At 49.1% G+C, this 17,266-nt stretch carries 16 protein-coding genes, 1 tRNA gene and 1 other RNA gene; 5 read left to right on the top strand and 13 right to left on the bottom strand.

What is annotated here, in order from left to right:
* Positions 1 to 183: 183 nt before the first annotated feature.
* The 4 genes from ACJ77P_RS08200 to ACJ77P_RS08185 form a co-directional block, all read right to left on the bottom strand.
* A complete protein-coding gene (locus ACJ77P_RS08200; protein WP_408997960.1) occupies positions 184 to 678 on the bottom strand; it encodes a hypothetical protein in 495 nt (164 codons plus the stop codon).
* Between the two features lie 110 nt (positions 679 to 788).
* Entirely contained in the window at positions 789 to 983 is a 195-nt protein-coding gene (locus tag ACJ77P_RS08195; protein WP_408997959.1) for a helix-turn-helix transcriptional regulator, read from the bottom strand.
* 142 nt (positions 984 to 1,125) lie between these two features.
* On the bottom strand, positions 1,126 to 1,764 hold the full coding sequence (locus ACJ77P_RS08190; protein ID WP_408997958.1) for a hypothetical protein: 639 nt from the start codon (positions 1,762 to 1,764) through the stop codon (positions 1,126 to 1,128).
* Positions 1,757 to 2,983, bottom strand: a complete 1,227-nt coding sequence (locus ACJ77P_RS08185) for a tyrosine-type recombinase/integrase (RefSeq protein WP_408997957.1) — start codon at positions 2,981 to 2,983, stop codon at positions 1,757 to 1,759. The genes ACJ77P_RS08190 and ACJ77P_RS08185 overlap by 8 nt, the downstream gene beginning before the upstream one ends.
* A 371-nt stretch (positions 2,984 to 3,354) precedes the next feature.
* On the opposite strand from ACJ77P_RS08185, the gene ACJ77P_RS08180 reads away from it, so the two are divergent.
* On the top strand, positions 3,355 to 3,582 hold the full coding sequence (locus ACJ77P_RS08180) for a hypothetical protein (RefSeq protein ID WP_367359089.1): 228 nt from the start codon (positions 3,355 to 3,357) through the stop codon (positions 3,580 to 3,582).
* Positions 3,583 to 4,021: 439 nt separating this feature from the next.
* Here the strand turns inward: ACJ77P_RS08180 and ACJ77P_RS08175 are convergent, their stop codons facing one another.
* Positions 4,022 to 4,120 (bottom strand): toxin-antitoxin system HicB family antitoxin, encoded by a 99-nt coding sequence (locus ACJ77P_RS08175; RefSeq protein ID WP_367359448.1) that lies wholly within the window; start codon positions 4,118 to 4,120, stop codon positions 4,022 to 4,024.
* A gap of 488 nt (positions 4,121 to 4,608) precedes the next feature.
* Between ACJ77P_RS08175 and ACJ77P_RS08170 the strand changes: the two genes are divergently transcribed.
* Positions 4,609 to 5,871: a hypothetical protein gene (locus ACJ77P_RS08170; RefSeq protein ID WP_367359090.1), complete on the top strand. Its 1,263-nt coding sequence runs from the start codon at positions 4,609 to 4,611 to the stop codon at positions 5,869 to 5,871.
* A gap of 488 nt (positions 5,872 to 6,359) precedes the next feature.
* A complete protein-coding gene (locus tag ACJ77P_RS08165; RefSeq protein ID WP_408997956.1) occupies positions 6,360 to 6,656 on the top strand; it encodes a hypothetical protein in 297 nt (98 codons plus the stop codon).
* A 122-nt stretch (positions 6,657 to 6,778) separates the two neighbouring features.
* Here ACJ77P_RS08165 and gltA read toward each other — a convergent pair whose 3' ends face one another.
* Together gltA and ACJ77P_RS08155 are read right to left on the bottom strand one after the other, a co-directional pair.
* Complete coding sequence (gene gltA / locus ACJ77P_RS08160; RefSeq protein ID WP_367359092.1) at positions 6,779 to 8,194, bottom strand: NADPH-dependent glutamate synthase; 1,416 nt, start codon at positions 8,192 to 8,194, stop codon at positions 6,779 to 6,781.
* Positions 8,184 to 9,020 (bottom strand): sulfide/dihydroorotate dehydrogenase-like FAD/NAD-binding protein, encoded by an 837-nt coding sequence (locus ACJ77P_RS08155; RefSeq protein WP_367359093.1) that lies wholly within the window; start codon positions 9,018 to 9,020, stop codon positions 8,184 to 8,186. The genes gltA and ACJ77P_RS08155 overlap by 11 nt, the downstream gene beginning before the upstream one ends.
* A 464-nt stretch (positions 9,021 to 9,484) precedes the next feature.
* On the opposite strand from ACJ77P_RS08155, the gene atpE reads away from it, so the two are divergent.
* Positions 9,485 to 9,862 carry an ATP synthase F0 subunit C gene (gene atpE / locus ACJ77P_RS08150; protein ID WP_367359094.1) on the top strand — a complete coding sequence of 126 codons (378 nt, stop codon included), beginning with the start codon at positions 9,485 to 9,487 and terminating at the stop codon, positions 9,860 to 9,862.
* A gap of 505 nt (positions 9,863 to 10,367) precedes the next feature.
* Complete coding sequence (gene ppsA, locus ACJ77P_RS08145) at positions 10,368 to 12,773, top strand: phosphoenolpyruvate synthase (RefSeq protein WP_367359095.1); 2,406 nt, start codon at positions 10,368 to 10,370, stop codon at positions 12,771 to 12,773.
* A 252-nt stretch (positions 12,774 to 13,025) separates the two neighbouring features.
* Here the strand turns inward: ppsA and rnpB are convergent.
* The 6 genes from rnpB to ACJ77P_RS08115 all read right to left on the bottom strand — a co-directional run bounded on the left by rnpB (position 13,026) and on the right by ACJ77P_RS08115 (position 17,266).
* Positions 13,026 to 13,397: RNase P RNA component class A (gene rnpB / locus ACJ77P_RS08140), an RNA gene on the bottom strand.
* A gap of 284 nt (positions 13,398 to 13,681) precedes the next feature.
* Positions 13,682 to 14,392, bottom strand: coding sequence for a zinc ribbon domain-containing protein (locus ACJ77P_RS08135; protein ID WP_408997955.1), 711 nt, complete (start codon positions 14,390 to 14,392; stop codon positions 13,682 to 13,684).
* Between the two features lie 211 nt (positions 14,393 to 14,603).
* A tRNA-Ile gene (locus tag ACJ77P_RS08130) sits at positions 14,604 to 14,679 on the bottom strand.
* Between the two features lie 78 nt (positions 14,680 to 14,757).
* A complete protein-coding gene (locus ACJ77P_RS08125; RefSeq protein ID WP_408997954.1) occupies positions 14,758 to 15,732 on the bottom strand; it encodes a carotenoid biosynthesis protein in 975 nt (324 codons plus the stop codon).
* Positions 15,733 to 15,801: 69 nt separating this feature from the next.
* Positions 15,802 to 16,743: a class I SAM-dependent methyltransferase gene (locus ACJ77P_RS08120; RefSeq protein WP_367359098.1), complete on the bottom strand. Its 942-nt coding sequence runs from the start codon at positions 16,741 to 16,743 to the stop codon at positions 15,802 to 15,804.
* Position 16,744: 1 nt separating this feature from the next.
* Entirely contained in the window at positions 16,745 to 17,266 is a 522-nt protein-coding gene (locus tag ACJ77P_RS08115) for a hypothetical protein (RefSeq protein WP_408997953.1), read from the bottom strand.

Below are 17,266 nucleotides of genomic sequence, written 5' to 3'. Positions count from 1 at the left end.
CGCGTTTTTTACCCCTTAAAACCTTTTTTTTTACCTTTGACCGGAAACCCGGAAAGGGTACCCCCTTTAAATGATAGAATGGAGTAGAGAAATGTCCCTTATAAATCGGCTGATTTGGCCCCGAAAATCACCATTTCAAGGGACAAAAATCTACTTATACAAGTAGAGAAATGACACTTATGATTATCTGCCTTCCAGTTGGTCAAAAAAGCTCATCCGTATGTCCTTGCTTGCTTCCAGCTCATTCCTGAGTTTTTGTGTTTGCACGTTAATGATGTCCTGTTTTTTGATCTTTTTTGGTACTGGTGCAAGTTTAGGAGGTTTTTCCCAATCTCTTGAGAGGAGATATTTATTGTAGCCCTTCCCCTTTCCCCTCAGGCCTCCATGCTCAACGCACTTGATAAAACCCGCGTCCTCAAGCTCTTCGATCACTCTTGAGAATGTTTTTCTCGTACAGCCATACCGTTCCGCCTCCGGATAAGAAAAAGTGAAAGTTTCAAGGTATCGCCTTGGTTCCTTCCAGTTCGAGAGCTGCTTCCCTCGTAATTTACCAAGAAAATATGGAAGCATCTTTGCCGCACTGCCTGAAAGATTTTTATATGCCTCAGAGTTCAAAACCTTCCAGGGTAGGAATACAAAGCCGCCCTCAATTCCATTGTCGTTTGGCTTTTTCGACATGGTCCCCACTATCCGTTTTCCCCACTACCAAAAAAGTATGGAAGAGAAACCGGGCGTGGGGTTCCCGGCTTATCGGCTCGCGGTGCCTATCTCTTCCGTATATCGTCATGCTATCCTCTGCTGGCCGCTTTCTCTTCCTGCCATTCGACACACTCATCCTCGAAAAAACCGACGCTTCCACTGCCAAGCTGAATTGGTTTAGGAAACGTACCGGCTTTAACCATCCTCCAGATGGTTACTCGCGATAGGCCAGTCATTTTCTCAACCACTGGATAACGAATAATTTTTCTTAATTTCCTCTCCATCGCCACTGCCTTTCCGGGAAGCTGTATTCACGGCATAAAAAATGCCGTTCAAGTATGACCTGAACGGCAATGTAGCGGATTGAATATTGATTGTATTCCCGAAAGTTTTTCGATTTTCGCGGGAATGATTAAGTGATCGTTATTATTTACTATTCAATTTATTTTTCCATTTGTAATAATATTCCTCAGTAAGTGTCTTTCCTCCAATACCGAATTCTTTGCCGACTTTTTCAAATAAAAATCCATCAATAGGAATGGAAGGGTCCGCTCTCTTGATTTCCTTAATTCGATAATAAACAGAAAGACTTTTCTCGCGGTCTTGTCTTTTGGTTGCAAGGTGCGTCCCTTTCTTGTGAGGGCGTCCGAAAACATCATCCCAGCTTTTGGCTCTGAACTGTGTTACCTGCCGGTAAGAAGATAAGAAAGCCATTTCACACCAGTAAGGAATTGGCAAAGAATTTAAAGAGCAGACATAAAGAGCGTCGATTATCGCAGATCTATTTCCAGCCCGATATACTTCATAAAGTTCCACAAGCTCTTGTGCTCCCTGCCATCTAAAGAACGGCCCCCGTACAAGCTTTTTTGAAGTTATTTTCCCCGCTTTTAAGTCATCTATTCGGTCATCAAACGGAGTTCCATTTTCTGCTTCCCAAGCTTCATGTGCTTCCCAGGCTTCATCGAAGGTCCAGCCGTAAAGCTGTTTCATCTCAGAATGACCAGCCCCTTCAGTGGGTAAAAGCATTTCTAATTCATGCGGGCTCGGTTTTTTTTCTTCATCCATGGCGCACCTCAAAGGGAATGACGTTTGAAACAGCTTCAGAAATTCCCAGGATTTCACGGAGACGCTGCTCCCACAGGCCCAAGGCGTGTTTCTTCTCGATATCATAGGAATGTCGATTATAAATTCCCATTACGCCTTGCAGCTTGTGACCTAAGATCTGTTCGGCAACCATATCAGAGACGCCCAGCTCAGCAAGTTTGGTCCGAAGGGTCCGCCGTAAGTCATGAGGCGTAAATCTTTCAGGAATACCCATTGAAGCGGTATGCCGCCGGAGTGCGTTCGCCAGTGTTTGGACCCGCAAAGGTCTGTCCTCTCCTTTTCCTCGTGACGAAAGAAAAATATAAGGAGAATCGCCAGATATCGCTTTTGCCTGTTCGATCACATCCGCCAGCATGGGGAGAATCGGCACCCGGTTTTCTGCTCGCGTTTTGGTCCTCGCGGATGGAATGGTCCAGAAATCGCCGTCTATTTCGTTGCGGGTCATGCCCAGGACTTCCCCCGGTCGTTGCCCGGAAAGGAGAATGGCTTTCAGAGCCAGCTTGCTTGTAGAGAAAAAGTCAATTTCTCTGTTATCTCCATCAAGAGCACTCCAAAGAATCTTGATTTCCTCATCGGTTAGAATTCTTGCCCTTGAATTCTCCTTGCCGCGTCGCATTCCGGCAAGTGGGGAAGCGTCGATAATTCCCCGTTCACTGGCAAAATTGAACATCCGGACAAGGACGCCCTGCAATCGGTTTGCGGTAACGGGAGCGCGTTCTCTGACATCATCAATCAGCAACACGGCGTCCCGCCTGGTTATGGACTTGACTTTCCGAGACGCCCAAGAGGGGAGGGCGTCTTTCACAACCAGACGTTTCCTTTCGTCTGCCGTCGGAGATTTCGAGAGTTCCTTCTCCCAAAATTCTTCAAGAAGATCCTGAAATGTCGGCGCTGCTTTGTGTGCGGTTTTTTGTTCCTGAACAACAGCCCCAGGGTCAATTCCCTTGTCGATGTCCTGGAGCGCCTTTGCATGGAGTTCATGCACTCTTGCCAGTGAAACCGTCGGATAGTCACCAAAGGTCAACCGTCGCGGTTTTTTGTCGCTTCCGAAGCGATAGCGGAAGATCCATGATTTATGTCCGGTCGGACTGATCCTGATGAACAGCCCCCCTCGATCTGATACTTCATATCTCTTTTCTTCCGGCTTCAGTTTCTTGATTGCAAGGTCGGTAAGAGACATCCTGTCACCTCCGCAGATTTTTCGGGGTACAATCGGGGTACAAAATATTTATGCATAACAGCGTACCGATTGAACCGTCATGAAAAGATATATAGGCTGTAAATTATTGAATGTCAAGGGAATATGAAATTGATAAATGGATTTTTGAAATGGTACGAGACGGTTTGATGGGGTAAAATATTTGCTTTGGGAGCAGGATGTCGCAGGTTCAAATCCTGCCGCCCCGACCAATATTATCAAGAGGTTATGGGTATGCCATAGCCCTTTTTTTATTTTGTAATCAAATCGGGGAAAATATATGAACAAACAGCTTAATTTATTTCGTCCCTTGGAGACGATATGTTAATAAGAAGGCAAAGGAGATACTTCATATGAATAAAAGGCAAAAGAAAAAAGAACAGAAGAAGCAGATGATACTGGCATTCAACGATGTTATCGGAGAATGTTTGGCAACCGAAGACCCCCTGGCAACGTTGAAAGAAATTAAGACTCAAGGCGAAAAGCATTTCGAAGAATTGGGACTCGATGTCCCCCCGGTAGTATTTGATGAAATCATGGCTGGATGTGAACAAATAATCAAAGAAATAATTAACCAATAGTCTGAACTTGCATTATCAAAAAACCCCCAATGGAGAAATCCGTCGGGGTTTTTTGAACTAACGTCTCAGGAGCGTATTTGATCCATTGAGGCTCATATGTTCTTAGAAAGCCTCTAGATAGCCACTAAATCTTTTTTTACATACTTATATTTAAATTGATAGATTATATTGCAACGTTATTCAGGTTCAAATCCAGCAGCCCCGACCAATAAAAAAGAGGATACGGATTATTCGTACTCTCTTTTTTTTATGCCGTAGGACGAATTCGGCCAATCACAGCAAAGCATGTTCGTTCCGTGTTCTTTTCATGCCCAGAATATATTTTGAAATTATTGAATAAATGGCGGGAGTGCATGGGAATCGAACCCATGGTGAGCGGACTTAACGATGCAGACGATCATACAAAATTATTCAGTGTCAACCCTTCCGACAAGGCGTGCTACACAAGTATTTGATGAAGTTCTGAGGTGAGACGGATGTTGAAGGAACCCTTGAAAGATTTTTCCGGATGCCTATCGTGTTCCTTACAGAATTCAATTTCATTGCCGTAAAGAGAAAACTAAAAATAGTTGCTTATCAATTTTGACATTGGATAGAAATCATTTCTTTGACTCATTTCTTTGGCGTTAATTCGATTGGGAGTTATGGCAATAGTGGGATTGGGATCCATGGAATCCAGATAGACAGTTTAAACAGTTTGTCTGGTGGTTGTGATAACCCAAAATTGACCACCCAGACCACCTCTAGTCAGTTACGCGTCGCTATGGATAAAATTACTTGATTTCGAACGACAATCTTTGACAAAATTTCCATAAATTAAGAAGATCGCTTTTAGTCCTTATTTCCATGATATTCGAAGTTCCGTAGATTGCTATATGTATGAAAATATAAGACATAAAACTTATTTTAAAAAATTTAAATTCCTAATTATGGTAACAATAAATCGGAAAAAAGCGAAGTTCGGATATTAATTATTAGCCATCTCTTGCACCAAGATTCCCAAAATGCCTATCAAGGAGGCTGAAAATGGAATGGCTCACAGAAGCACGAAAGCAAGTCGACGGAATACTATCCAAATTTCCACGTGATTTGGCTGAAGCCGCCAAAGAAACAGCAGTTGAATTGCTCAGCGAGGAACTAAAAAAAATACCGGTGCCCCTGGTGGGCACGATTCTTTCGAAAGCGGTCAAACAAGCACTAAAGTCAAGAGCTGCAGGCGGACCGGGCATAGGGGATGTTTTGGAACTTCTACAGGATATGCAACGTTCTGACGATGATTTTCTTCATGGGCTGACTGCATTAGGCGAGGATGTAGACCGTCTGAATGCTCTTATTGGCTCTGTTGTAAAATTGGTCGAAGAGACGAAAAGCGCATTGACTGTACCTAAGCTTATAATCAGTGAGCCTGAATATAATCCCAAATATCCGGTATCTGATAATGAACTGAACTTTTGTCTGATGAATATAGGTGGTGGAGCCGTAAAAGTTCCTGAGATGAATTTGATTGTTGAAAAGTGTGAACCAGAAACGAAAATCGATTACACCGCACCAGCGGCACCTCCTATTTTCCTTCGGCTTAAAGTCAGGCTGTCCCCTAATACATTTCATTATCCACTTTTGCAGCTTAACAATGAACCATTCCGTCGCTACGGCGCTCATGCGGAAGGCGCCGAGGATGTATGTGTCCAAATGTCGTCAGAGACGAATGCGCGATACTATACCAGGATTCGCATTCCATACAAAGAAATGACTACCGATCAGGATAAGGAACTAGTTTACCCACCGTTAGACAAGCCTCCTATTCCCGTGTCCTTTCCCTATGCGCCATGTTGGGATAGGCATGTCACTCCCGATAATATGCTTGGACGCGAGGCAGTGCTCACTGAGATTATCAATACTTTCGGCATAGCAAGATTGATACTTGAAGAAACCTCACCATCTGATGATGCGGCGCATTATAAACTCATCGATGAGAAACTCCATGAAATCGGCTTTTTCATGGGCTTGGGTTATTTACCTTACGTGCTCGATCGTTTCATTCCGCCTGTGGCGCGTATGATAAAGGCAGAGAAACAATATGGTGCATTGAAGGTGGTTTTGGAATTGACACACCAAACCATGCGTTACCCGAGGGGTCAGTTTTTTGGGGGGGGTGGAGAGGAAGCAATTGAGGCCTTGTGTGATCTGGTTGACAAGGAAGACGTAAAAAGGCAAATTCGTGAATTTTTCCAAAAACAAGACGAGCAGAGTCGGCAAGAGATTCTCACTAAGGTATGCGAGGCTATTTGATGTTAGCCAACGAATGAATGATGGCTAATCGAGTGGGCGGGGGGGCTCTTCTTCAGCCTTCCAAACCCCTTCCACACCCACCGGCATGAGGGTCCACATCGGGCTGTTCACTGAATATGACAGCTATTCTCGAACATTAAGAAATCAAGTGAATGATCAATTTTTTCGTCGCTTTGGTAGATAAAGTCATTGAAAAACGGATTCAACATAATCAAGGAAAAAATTCAGCAACCAGATGATCCTAATAAAGTATTACATGGCTCCTCTTTTCTTTAAAAGAGTTCTCACGATTTCAGAAGCTGTTGTCAGCAAAGGACAAACATACCATGGCCGAAGATCATTCATTTTTATCAGGGAATCCGGTAAGTGCCGGGGAAATGAAAGAAGGATACCGGGAGACCGAGATGTGCGTGCGCTGCAGAGGTAAATGCTGTCAGATACAGCCCGGACACTGTCTGCCTTCGGAGTTTGGGTCCGCGGAGGCGGTCATGGAGGCATTGAACAGCTGCAAGTACGGTGTAATCCTGCTCTTGGATTCAGACATAAGGGCTCGGGTGATTCGTCCGCATTACAAATATCGTGACCGGATGGCTGGTTGCATCTTCCACAATGATAACGGTTGCGAACTGTCCTGGCAGGAACGCCCCTATGGATGCCGTATGCTGCGGCCGCGAGAGCATGACGGTGAGCGTTGCCAACCAGAGGGGATCTCCATCTCGGAAGCGGCGAGGATGTGGGAGAACAGTGGCTATTTGCCTCCGATGCCCTATTTGGGCTTTGATTGATGAGGCCTCTGTGTCTGTGCGACGTGTGGCGATAACGATAGAAAAAACCCTTCCCCCCAAAGAACGCTGAGGGAAGGGTTTTGTTTTAAAAGGCTGAGGATCTCTCCTCGTTTTTCCTGATTCTATTTATTGGAAAGATATTCGTGGATTGATGCAGCGGCCTTCTTCCCGGCACCCATGGCCAGGATGACGGTTGCTGATCCGGTGACGATATCACCGCCAGCGTAAACGCCCTCGCGGCTCGTTTTTCCAGTTTCCTCGTCGGCCACGATGTAGCCCCACTTGTTCGTTTCAAGACCGGGCGTTGTCATGGGGATGATCGGGTTGGCGTTGGTTCCCACGGAAACAACGACCGTGTCCACATCGATGACGAATTCAGACCCCTTCTTTTCGACGGGTCTCCGGCGACCGGATTCATCGGGTTCGCCAAGTTCCATTTCGACGCACTTAATTCCCGTAACCCAGCCGTTCGCATCTCCGATGTATTCGACAGGATTGGTCAACAGTTTGAACTGGACGCCTTCTTCCTTTGCGTGATGAACTTCTTCTGCTCTTGCGGGAAGTTCGACTTCACTGCGCCGGTAAATAATGTAGGCATTGTCCGCGCCGAGACGAAGGGCGGTTCTCACGGAGTCCATGGCCACGTTGCCGCCACCGATGACAGCGACATTCTTTCCGCGGACAATGGGCGTGTCATATTCGGGGAACAGATAGGCCTTCATCAGGTTGGAGCGGGTCAGGTACTCGTTGGCCGAGTAGATGCCGCTGAGGTTTTCTCCCGGTATACCCATGAAAACGGGGGCTCCGGCGCCCACACCCAGGAAGACGGCATCGTAGCCTTCCGCAAAAAGCTCATCGATGGTCTCCAGCCGGCCGATCACCGCATTGCACACAACCTTGACTCCCAGTTTCTCGAGATAGTTGATCTCCGCTTCAACGATGCTTTTGGGGAGACGGAACTCGGGGATGCCGTAAACGAGCACTCCTCCCGGTTTATGAAGGGCTTCATAAATCGTCACCTCGTACCCCAGTTTGATCAGGTCGCCGGCAACGGTAAGTCCTGCAGGACCTGCTCCGACAACAGCCACCTTCTTGCCGTTCTTGGCAGTAATTTCAGGAATCTTTACCTGACCGCTGTTCCGCTCGAAGTCTGCGGCGAACCGTTCCAAACGACCGATGGCCACAGGCTCATCCTTTTTACCAAGGATGCAGAATTTCTCGCACTGACTCTCCTGCGGACAGACACGGCCGCACACTGCAGGAAGCGCACTGTCTTCCTTCAGCTTCCAGGCGGCTTCGATAAATTTCCCCTCGGCAATCAGTTTTACAAAGGCGGGGATGTCAACGCCTACCGGACAGCCGGTGCGGCAACCCGGTTTCTTGCACTGAATGCAGCGTTCCGCCTCCTTCATGGCCGTTTCTTCCGAATAGCCGATAGGGACTTCGTTATAGTTGTGGATCCTTACCTTGGGATCCTGCTCCGGCATCTTATGCCGCGGTACTTTTTCTTTTTTTTCTTTCTTTTCGTTATTTTCCATGGCATTCACACCTGTAATTGTCCATCGATTCTTTTTCCTGGGTCATATACATTCTCAAACGGCTCGCCAGCAGATCGAAATCAACGGCATGGCCATCAAATTCAGGGCCATCGACACAGGCGAACTTAGTTTCTCCGCCAACCGCCACACGGCAGGCACCGCACATGCCTGTCGCATCCACCATGATGGAATTCAGGCTGACCGTGGTCTTGATGCCATAATTCTTTGTTACTGCCGCCACGGCCTTCATCATGGGCACCGGGCCGATTGCGAAGACTTCATCGATCTTTTCACCGGATTCAATCAACGTCTTCAAAGCATCGCTGACAAACCCATGAATGCCATAACTTCCATCATCGGTTGTCACGATCAGATTGTCGCTGATGCCCTTCATTTCCTCTTCCAGGATAAGCAACTCCTTGTTTCGAGCACCAATGATGGATGTAACCTTCGCCCCCTGCTTTTTCAGGGCGGCTCCGATGGGATAAACAACTCCCACACCGACTCCTCCACCAACGCAGACGGCATTCTTGACGCCTTCAAGATGGGTGGGCCTCCCCATCGGCCCCTGCAGATCCATCAATTCATCGCCCGCTTTCATTGTTGCCAGCTTGGCCGTCGTTTTTCCTACGACCTGGAATATGATGGTCAGGGTCCCCTTTTCGGGGTCCGCGTCCACGGTCGTCAGGGGAATTCTTTCCCCCTTTTCGTCGATCTTGAGGACTATAAACTGACCCGCCTTTCGTTTTTTGGCTATTGCGGGGGCGTCAAGTACCATCTTGACCACATTCTCAGATAAATCCACTTTCTCCAAAATCTTAGTCAATGCTCTCAATCTCCTTCCTTAATCGAAGTGGCGTGGCTTTAACATGAACAATGCATGACTGTCAAGACAAAAAGGCTGATTTCCGAACAGGATTGGAAATGATGATTGCCTTGTACTATCAATGAGTAACAGACCCGTGACGATTTCCTCACAGGGCTTCTGGAAGGGCCGTCATGCGCTCTGTTGTGTTTCAATTTTCGTTCAATCCGCCCATTCATTTTTAATGTTGCATTCAATGAAATGTGTTATTGGCAGCCATCCCCGGTGAAGCTGACGAGAGTGAAAATTTTCAAAACAGCACGTATTAACGAGTGATTAACAAATATATAACCCGCATGACAAAGAATGGTGCGTGTTTTGCTACGCATAGCCGCCTAGATGGTTCCTCAGTCTCCCGGTATCATGTATTTTGATGAGGGGGAGCAAAGGAATAAGAACTATTTAAGGAGAAAAGGAGAAAGAAGATGATCACAAAGATTCGGAAAACAATGGTTACATGCTTAACAATGGCGGCCGTGCTCTTGACGGCGTCGGTAGTCTGCGCCGCTGAAGCTGCTGCGCCAGGCAGCGAGTCCTACATTAAGGTTATCTTTGCAGTCGGCGCCATGGTTGGTGCTGGAATCGCGATCGGCGGCGGAGCCATCGGAGCCGGTGCCGGTATCGGTAATGCCGCAAGCGGCGCCTGCCAGGCTGTCGGAAGAAATCCCGGTGTCCAGGGCAAAGTAATGATGACCATGCTGGTCGGTATGGCCATGGCTGAATCAGTCGCCATTTACGCTCTGGTCGTTTCGCTGGTTCTTCTGTATGCGAACCCCTACATGAAGTACTTCATCGCCGGTTAAGGCGTGCTGCCGGTCACGGGTTGTTTAACGAGGGCTTTTCGAAGCCACTAAAAACAGCCGGCAACCGGAAGAGAGGGCTTGACGCGAGAGGAATTCAATCTCTGCTGACGTTGTTTTGGTGCGGTGTTGCACTGGGCTGAAGAATGTATCAAAAAAATTCTTCACGGAGAAAAAAGCTGAGACGAGGTTCTTCAGCAGATTCAAGGGAAATAAAAAAAGCCGGTTATTTGACCGGCTTTTTTTATCTTAATATTCATGACATGAGGTTTATATTCATTTCAGCGCTCTCATTATAGCTATGTTGTAATCATATTAAATGCAGTAAAATTATGTTATTAATCAATATTTTAATTGACTTTATCGTCTATGGCTGGTATATAAGAAAAGATGTATGTTCATACACATCCCATCAAGTACATTCCACGCAAGACGCACAATAAACAACAGCATTAGGAGGATATAATGGCAGATCAAACATCAGTGTCCTTAGGGAGAAGGGGGTAAAATGGAAGATAAACTTGTGATATGGTTTGATGATCTAGAGTTGAAAGATATACCCCAAGTCGGAGGAAAGAACGCTTCTCTTGGAGAGATGAGACGTGAACTCCGCCCCAAGGGGGTTAATATTCCTGACGGGTATGCCGTTACGGCGCACGCCTATCAGTATCTTCTGAAATCAGCCGGGGTGAGTGATCAGATCCACAAGATTCTTTCCGATCTGGATACACATGATCTGCAGAATCTCAGCTCCAAGGGAAAGCAGATCCGTTCGCTGATTTATAATATTGAATTTCCGGAAGACCTCAAAAAGGAGGTTATCGACAGTTACCAGAAGCTCTGCCAGGAGTATGGCGAGAATACGGACGTGGCCGTCCGCAGTTCGGCTACAGCCGAAGACCTGCCGGATGCCAGCTTTGCGGGACAGCAGGAAACCTATCTCAACATCCGGGGAAATGAAGCGCTGATCGATGCGTGCCGAAAATGTTTTGCCTCGCTGTTTACAGATCGTGCCATTTCCTACCGTGTCGACAAAGGCTTTGACCACATGTCCGTTTCGCTGTCAATCGGCGTACAGAAAATGGTCCGCTCCGACGTGGGCGCCTCGGGCGTCATTTTTTCCATCGATACGGAATCGGGCTTCAAGGATGCCATCCTGGTGACGGCGGCCCACGGACTGGGAGAGACAGTTGTTCAAGGGATCGTCAATCCTGATGAGTATTACGTCTTCAAGCCGACCCTGAAGCAGGGGTTTAAACCCATTCTTCAGAAAAAGCTCGGGTCCAAGGAAATAAAGATGATTTATGCCACTGGCGGCGACAAACCCACCGAGATCGTTCCGACTTCTCCGGAGGAGCGGGAGCGCTTCTGCGTAACGGAAGAGGAAGTTCTCACCCTGGCCCGCTGGACAGCCATCATCGAGGACCATTATTCCCAGCAGGCGGGATACTTCAAGCCCATGGACATCGAATGGGGCAGGGACGGTGTAACCGGTGAGCTCTTCATTCTTCAGGCACGGCCGGAAACGGTGGAATCACAGAAGGATGCCAGCATCCTGGAGAGTTATGTGCTTCTTGAGCAGGGCACCCCGCTGGTCACGGGCACGAGCGTCGGATCGAAGATCGGTTCGGGACCGGTCAACATCATCGAATCCGTCACGGATATCCGCAATTTCAAGAAGGGAGAAGTCCTGGTGACCGATATGACGGATCCTGACTGGGAACCCGTTATGAAAATCGCGGCAGCCATTGTCACCAACAAGGGAGGAAGAACCTGTCACGCCGCAATCGTAAGCCGCGAGCTTGGAGTTCCCTGCATCGTCGGCAGTGCAGATGCCACGGAAAAATTGGTGGGCGTTACCCAGGCAACGGTGTCCTGTGCGGAAGGTGAAGTGGGAAATGTCTACGAGGGCCTGCTGAAATATGAAGTGCAGACGGTCAACGTTCAGAATATGGAGCGTCCGAAGACCAAGATCATGCTGAATGTGGGGAGTCCGGACAATGCCTTTTCGCTGGCGGCCATTCCCAACGACGGCGTCGGACTGGCGCGGCTGGAATTTATCATCAACAACTTCATCAGCATCCATCCGCTTGCGCTGATTCATTTCGACCGGGTGAACGATGAAGCCACCCGCAAGGAAATCGAGAGGAGGACAAAGGGCTACGAGAAGAAGAGCGACTTCTTCGTCGATGTCCTGGCACAGGGCGTCGCAAAAATCGGTGCCGCCTTCTACCCCAACGATGTCATTGTGCGCATGAGCGATTTCAAGAGCAATGAATATGCGAACCTGATGGGCGGCTCTTACTTTGAACCAAAAGAGGAAAACCCCATGATCGGATTCCGGGGGGCCTCGAGATATTATGACGACAAGTATCGCGATGCCTTTGCCCTGGAATGCGAAGCCATGAAAAAAGTTCGGAATGAAATGGGACTCACGAATGTAAAGCTCATGATTCCGTTCTGCCGAACGGTTGATGAGGGGAAAAAGGTCCTCGGCGTGCTGGCGGGAAAAGGGCTGGTCCAGAAGGAAAATGGCCTGGAAGTTTACATGATGGTGGAGATTCCCAGCAACGTCATTCTGATCGAAGAATTCGGCAAGATCTTCGATGGCTTCTCCATCGGTTCCAACGACTTGACCCAGCTGACCCTTGGGCTGGACAGAGACTCCGCCGAAATTTCCCACATTTTTGATGAGAGAAATGCCGCCGTGCAGGAACTGATCCGGACGGCGATTGCAAAGGCAAAGGCGATGGGAAAGAAGATCGGAATCTGCGGTCAGGCTCCCAGTGATTATCCGGAATTCGCCCGCTTCCTGGTGGAATGCGGAATCAACAGCATCTCACTCAATGCCGATACGGTCATTAAAACGACCATCGATCTTCTGGAGATGGAAAAAACTCTCGGCATATCCTAGATAACCCGCAGGCAGGATACCGAGCCATGATGGTTGCCGGATAATCCGGGCCGAAAACGTTTACGGCCATAGTGCAGAACAGGATGTAGCATCTGCCTGCACTATGGCCGTATCTTATTTCAGAGATGGTGATAGAGCCCGTTGTGCCACTCTACCTGATTCTCGGGATTGCTTCTTCCCGGGGTGTCGGCATTTGTCCGGAAAAGAGGGAAAGGCAGAGCCGAGGGGATTCCGGTCAAGTGTTGAAAACGGGGTCGGAGCAGACCGTAAGCCGGGTTCTGTTCCACATCCCGGTCTCCCGGAATATGGCGATGATCATTCATCTAGGACAGCCGTTGCCTGCTGTCTCCAGCGACACTACCCGAGAACGTCGAGCGGGCCGCTCTACAATGTTCTCCTATTCGGTCTTGCTCCGGATGGGGTTTACCAAGCTTTTCCGGTCACCCGGAAAACGGTGAGCTCTTACCTCGCCTTTTCACCCTTACCCGATCACATCGGGCGGTATTTTTTCTGTGGCACTTTCCTTAGAGTCGCCTCCAGTCGCCGTTAGCGACCATCCTGCCCTGCGGAGCCCGGACTTTCCTCTCGCCTGACATGCAGGCCAGCGATCATCTGATCTACTCCAACACCCGTTTAAGATTGCATTTTAACGGCACTGGACATTCTTTTCAAATCTTTTCCGTACGGCCTTCAATCGGGCTAAGGGGCGATTGCCCGTCCGATTCGGAGAATAGTCCATCGATTTGCACACATCCGGAAAAAATATCCCTGGAAAAAAAGGGGGAGAGAAGCTTCAAGAAAGGACTGATCGGGAAGGAAAAATCCGTATCTCGATCTGCGGCACAGCATCCGAAGCAAGTTCGACAGATTTACTCTATGTCAAAGCGCCACTGGGCGGCGTTGGTCTCTTATTCCTTGTTCTGCCAATAAATAATTCTGCTGCAGTTCGGGCAGGAGATCAGATCATCGGTTTTCTGGAGTTCATTGTAAAGCTGGGGGGGGATATTCATGAAGCAGCCTCCGCAGACGCCTTTCCATACGGAGACAACGGCTGTTCCATGATTCACCGCTTTGATCATATCATAGCGCTTGGTAAGATCTTTGGGGATGCTTTCCAGGATCTTTTTGAGCTCCTGGGAGCACATCAGAATCTTTTCATCCAGAGAATCAATCTCCCTGGCGATATTCTGTCTTTCAACCTCATATTGACGGTTATGCTGCTCTTTTGCCTTTTCCTTCTCCTGAAAAATCCCTTTGCGGGTATCTATTTCTTCCAGCAGACAGATGATCTCCGTTTCAACTTCACTGTTTTTCGTCTCAATGCTTTCTATTTCCTTGAGTATCGCCTGGTATTCCTTGTTTGTCTTGACTTCGCCAAGTCGATCCTTTGCTTTGCTCAAAGAGTCCGAACCTTTTTTTAGCCTGGATTCCAGTTCCTTGTGCTGTGCTAAAACGTCATCGTATCGTTTCTTGTTTTCTTCAAACTCAAGGTTGTATCTCTCGTTTGCCTCATCCAGTTGTTTAAGGCGCAACGGAAGGTCATTCTTCTGTTTTTTCAGCTTTCCCGCCTCAGCATCCATGTTCTGCAAAGCAATAAGCGATGACAAATGCTTGTTCAATTAAAAAAATATCCCCCTTTTTGAAACAGCAGAAATAAAAAATGCACCATTTAACGGTGCATTTTCCTTAATCCGGCCTGATAGTCCAAGATGACGATCCTTGTGACTGGCATAATGATGAATGGACTCTTGAACTGAAGATCATCTTTCCCATCGTATCTCTTTAGAACAATGAAATGCGAACTCCGGATCCACTTCCTGCGTTTTGAAATGGTGGGCCCACCTGGGTTCGAACCAGGGACCTACCGGTTATGAGCCGGTGGCTCTTCCAATTGAGCTATGGGCCCGCGCCTCGAAGTCCGTTTGCGGCACGCAAACAACACAGAAGTAGGCTGATATACTGATTCCAATGTTTTGTCAATATCCTAATTAAGTGCGCATCCGTAGTTTCGCAGCGTGTTCTCCAGGACGGCAAAGGTTGGTCCGGAGAATCCGCCCTCGAAAACGGCCATTGAGGCGAAGAAGAGAACCGCAGAAGCCGCCAGGGCGAGCGGAATACGCCGCCAGACCCTCTTCAGGTTTTCGGCGCACCCCAAAACTTCCGGCTCGATGGATTGCCGCGTCTGCAGACTGAGGATCATGAGCGAAAAGGGAAAGACGGCGCTTGCCCAGGCGACAAAATTGAGCAAAGGCACGCCGAGCAGGCGGAGCGTCAAAAGGTGGTTCCATTGCCAGAATCCGGCCGCTGTTGCCAGGGGATCGAGCTGGAAATCCATGCAGAGTGCGCAGGCTGTAGCCACGAGAGCCGAGCCGATGGCCGAGCGGGCCAGCCATGGGATGCAGAGACGAAATTCCCACGTAAGGGACATCACCAGATAGAATACCGTGATCCAGCCGGCCATGGTGGCCAGCGGCGCCGGAAAGGGCCGGAGATACATCGAGTAGCCCACTTCGGTAAAATACCCGAGCAAAATGCCTCCATTTTCGAGAACGGCTCCGTATGCGGCGACCGGCCCGAAGAAAAGGGCCGCCAGTCTGCCGCTTCGCCGCCAGACGTGCACTCCGATCAAAGCGGCATTGGCAAGGGCGCTGAACTCATAGCGGCAGAGCAACTCGTCGGTCGTCATTGGTTTGGGTTTGGCTGCGAAGTACATAGCGGCGAGGATGAACGAGGTCCCAAGAAGAATCGTCAGGATGAAGGCCCGTTCGAGATGATCGACGTTCCGGAAACGGGCCAGGCAGAGGGCAGCAGTAACCGCCAGGGGAAAAACAAATGTCCAATAGAGATCATCCCGTGGCGGCGACAGATTGAGGCGTACCGCCGATGATACAGACACCGCCAGAAACAGAAAATTGATGAGTGGCAGGTCCTTCCAGCAAAGGCGCCAGATCCGATTCATGGTGCGATTCATCCTCTCCATCCCCTCCCGGGTTCGAAGATTGCGGAACAGAGAACCGTCGTGCCTTTTCTACCGCAAAAGGATCAGGTATTCATACTGGAACAGATCCCCGAGGAAATGTATCAAGATCTCGTCTCGGTCATCGGCTTCCTCCTGATTTGTCAAAAGGGCCAGCAGGGAGTCGGAATAGCTGACGTCCAGAAAGTCGGCGAAAGGGCCGCGAAGGATCCGGTAATGATAGGATTCCGCCACTTTCTGGAGGTGAGACATTTTGATAGTGTATTCATCGTGTCCTTTGAGGGCGATCCGCTGCGGGCTGTCTGATGCTTCGACACGGATGAAGCGGGCGAAATGCTCCGGGATGGAGGCCTCGCAGCTGTGCTCCCCGAGAAAAATAGCTGGAACTCCGGCTCTGCACAGTTTTTCCACGGCCTCGATGGCGCCGAGATTGAAGTGAAACGTCACGGTTTGGGGAGTCCCAAGGGAGTAGGAATCAAAGAGCCGTCGAATCCGCTTCAGGGCGTTGTCCAGCGCCTGAGGGGAAAGATCGTGTTGGAGAATGTCTCGGGGCACATCCACCGCGGTCGGAAAATCTCCCAGGATTTCATTCATCAGGACCAATTCAACGCCCTTGAGGAGAGCATCGTCGGTCTCCAGGAAATCGCCCAGCCGGTAGATCACATCAAAATCCTTCAGCGTGTCCCTCTGCTTCTGCAGCAGCACGGGAGAGATGTCCAGCATGAGGGGCTTAAGATCCGGCTTGCAGTCAAGAAAATCCCGCATGAGATAGCCGTAGCCCCCTCCAATCTCAAGAACAGAAACGAAATCCGGATTTGGAAGCACCGACTGGAGATACGTATAAAGATGCCGCCCATAGGAAGAGGGGGCTTTGAGAATCGTTCTGCAGGGGCTGTTCTCAGGATGAAGGGCATTGCTCACCGTGAGTTCCCAGCCGAGGGTTTCAAGCTTCCCACGGTGATACTCTGCCGTTGTATTGATCGTATAGGGCATCTTATTCTCCTGTTTGTCTTTCAGAAATCAAGGTGTGAAAAAAAAGCGACACGCTATCCTTGTGATCGATCAGGAGGAGTTTGATGTTTCTTTCCTCCCCGAAAAGGATATTGCCGATTTCAAGACCGGGTACGTCCAGCAGGCAAACCAGCAGCCGCGATCGGTGATCTTTGGCCAGCCACTCAACACTCCGGTAAAACCGCTCCGTTCCGTCATTGGAAACGAGGATCAATCGGGAAATACGCTCTCCCACGGCAAGGCCCTGCTCCCTCACCATTTTCAGCAGGCCTTTCCGTTCCCTGGCAAGCTTTTCCCCGGCGGCTTGAAGGCCGATGCGAAGATGACCGCGCTTTTCCGCCGCTTTCAGCGCCTGGGCCAGAAGGGAATTGACGGCAAGCACCGGAACGGCGAGTTCGCCTTCCGACCGGAGCTTCCGGGTCTGCGCCTGAAGTGCCGCCTGGATAGCCGTTCCGTTCTGGCTGGACTGCAGTTCTCTGGTAAGGATATGTTTTTCAGGGACCAT

The sequence above is a fragment of the Syntrophus buswellii genome (assembly GCF_046097065.1).
Taxonomy (GTDB): Bacteria; Desulfobacterota; Syntrophia; order Syntrophales; family Syntrophaceae; genus Syntrophus; species Syntrophus buswellii.
The sequence above is the reverse complement of the archived record's forward strand: the minus strand, read 5'-3'. Positions and strand labels throughout refer to the sequence as shown.

Bases quoted from the DNA above. Each gene is read 5' to 3' on its own strand.
- ACJ77P_RS08200 (WP_408997960.1), bottom strand. From the start codon at position 678: ATGTCGAAAAAGCCAAACGACAATGGAATTGAGGGCGGCTTTGTATTC.
- ACJ77P_RS08195 (WP_408997959.1), bottom strand. From the start codon at position 983: ATGGAGAGGAAATTAAGAAAAATTATTCGTTATCCAGTGGTTGAGAAA.
- ACJ77P_RS08190 (WP_408997958.1), bottom strand. From the start codon at position 1,764: ATGGATGAAGAAAAAAAACCGAGCCCGCATGAATTAGAAATGCTTTTA.
- ACJ77P_RS08185 (WP_408997957.1), bottom strand. From the start codon at position 2,983: ATGTCTCTTACCGACCTTGCAATCAAGAAACTGAAGCCGGAAGAAAAG.
- ACJ77P_RS08180 (WP_367359089.1), top strand. From the start codon at position 3,355: ATGAATAAAAGGCAAAAGAAAAAAGAACAGAAGAAGCAGATGATACTG.
- ACJ77P_RS08170 (WP_367359090.1), top strand. From the start codon at position 4,609: ATGGAATGGCTCACAGAAGCACGAAAGCAAGTCGACGGAATACTATCC.
- ACJ77P_RS08165 (WP_408997956.1), top strand. From the start codon at position 6,360: ATGGAGGCATTGAACAGCTGCAAGTACGGTGTAATCCTGCTCTTGGAT.
- gltA (WP_367359092.1), bottom strand. From the start codon at position 8,194: ATGGAAAATAACGAAAAGAAAGAAAAAAAAGAAAAAGTACCGCGGCAT.
- atpE (WP_367359094.1), top strand. From the start codon at position 9,485: ATGATCACAAAGATTCGGAAAACAATGGTTACATGCTTAACAATGGCG.
- ppsA (WP_367359095.1), top strand. From the start codon at position 10,368: ATGGAAGATAAACTTGTGATATGGTTTGATGATCTAGAGTTGAAAGAT.
- ACJ77P_RS08125 (WP_408997954.1), bottom strand. From the start codon at position 15,732: ATGAATCGGATCTGGCGCCTTTGCTGGAAGGACCTGCCACTCATCAAT.
- ACJ77P_RS08120 (WP_367359098.1), bottom strand. From the start codon at position 16,743: ATGCCCTATACGATCAATACAACGGCAGAGTATCACCGTGGGAAGCTT.
- ACJ77P_RS08115 (WP_408997953.1), bottom strand. From the start codon at position 17,266: ATGGTCCCTGAAAAACATATCCTTACCAGAGAACTGCAGTCCAGCCAG.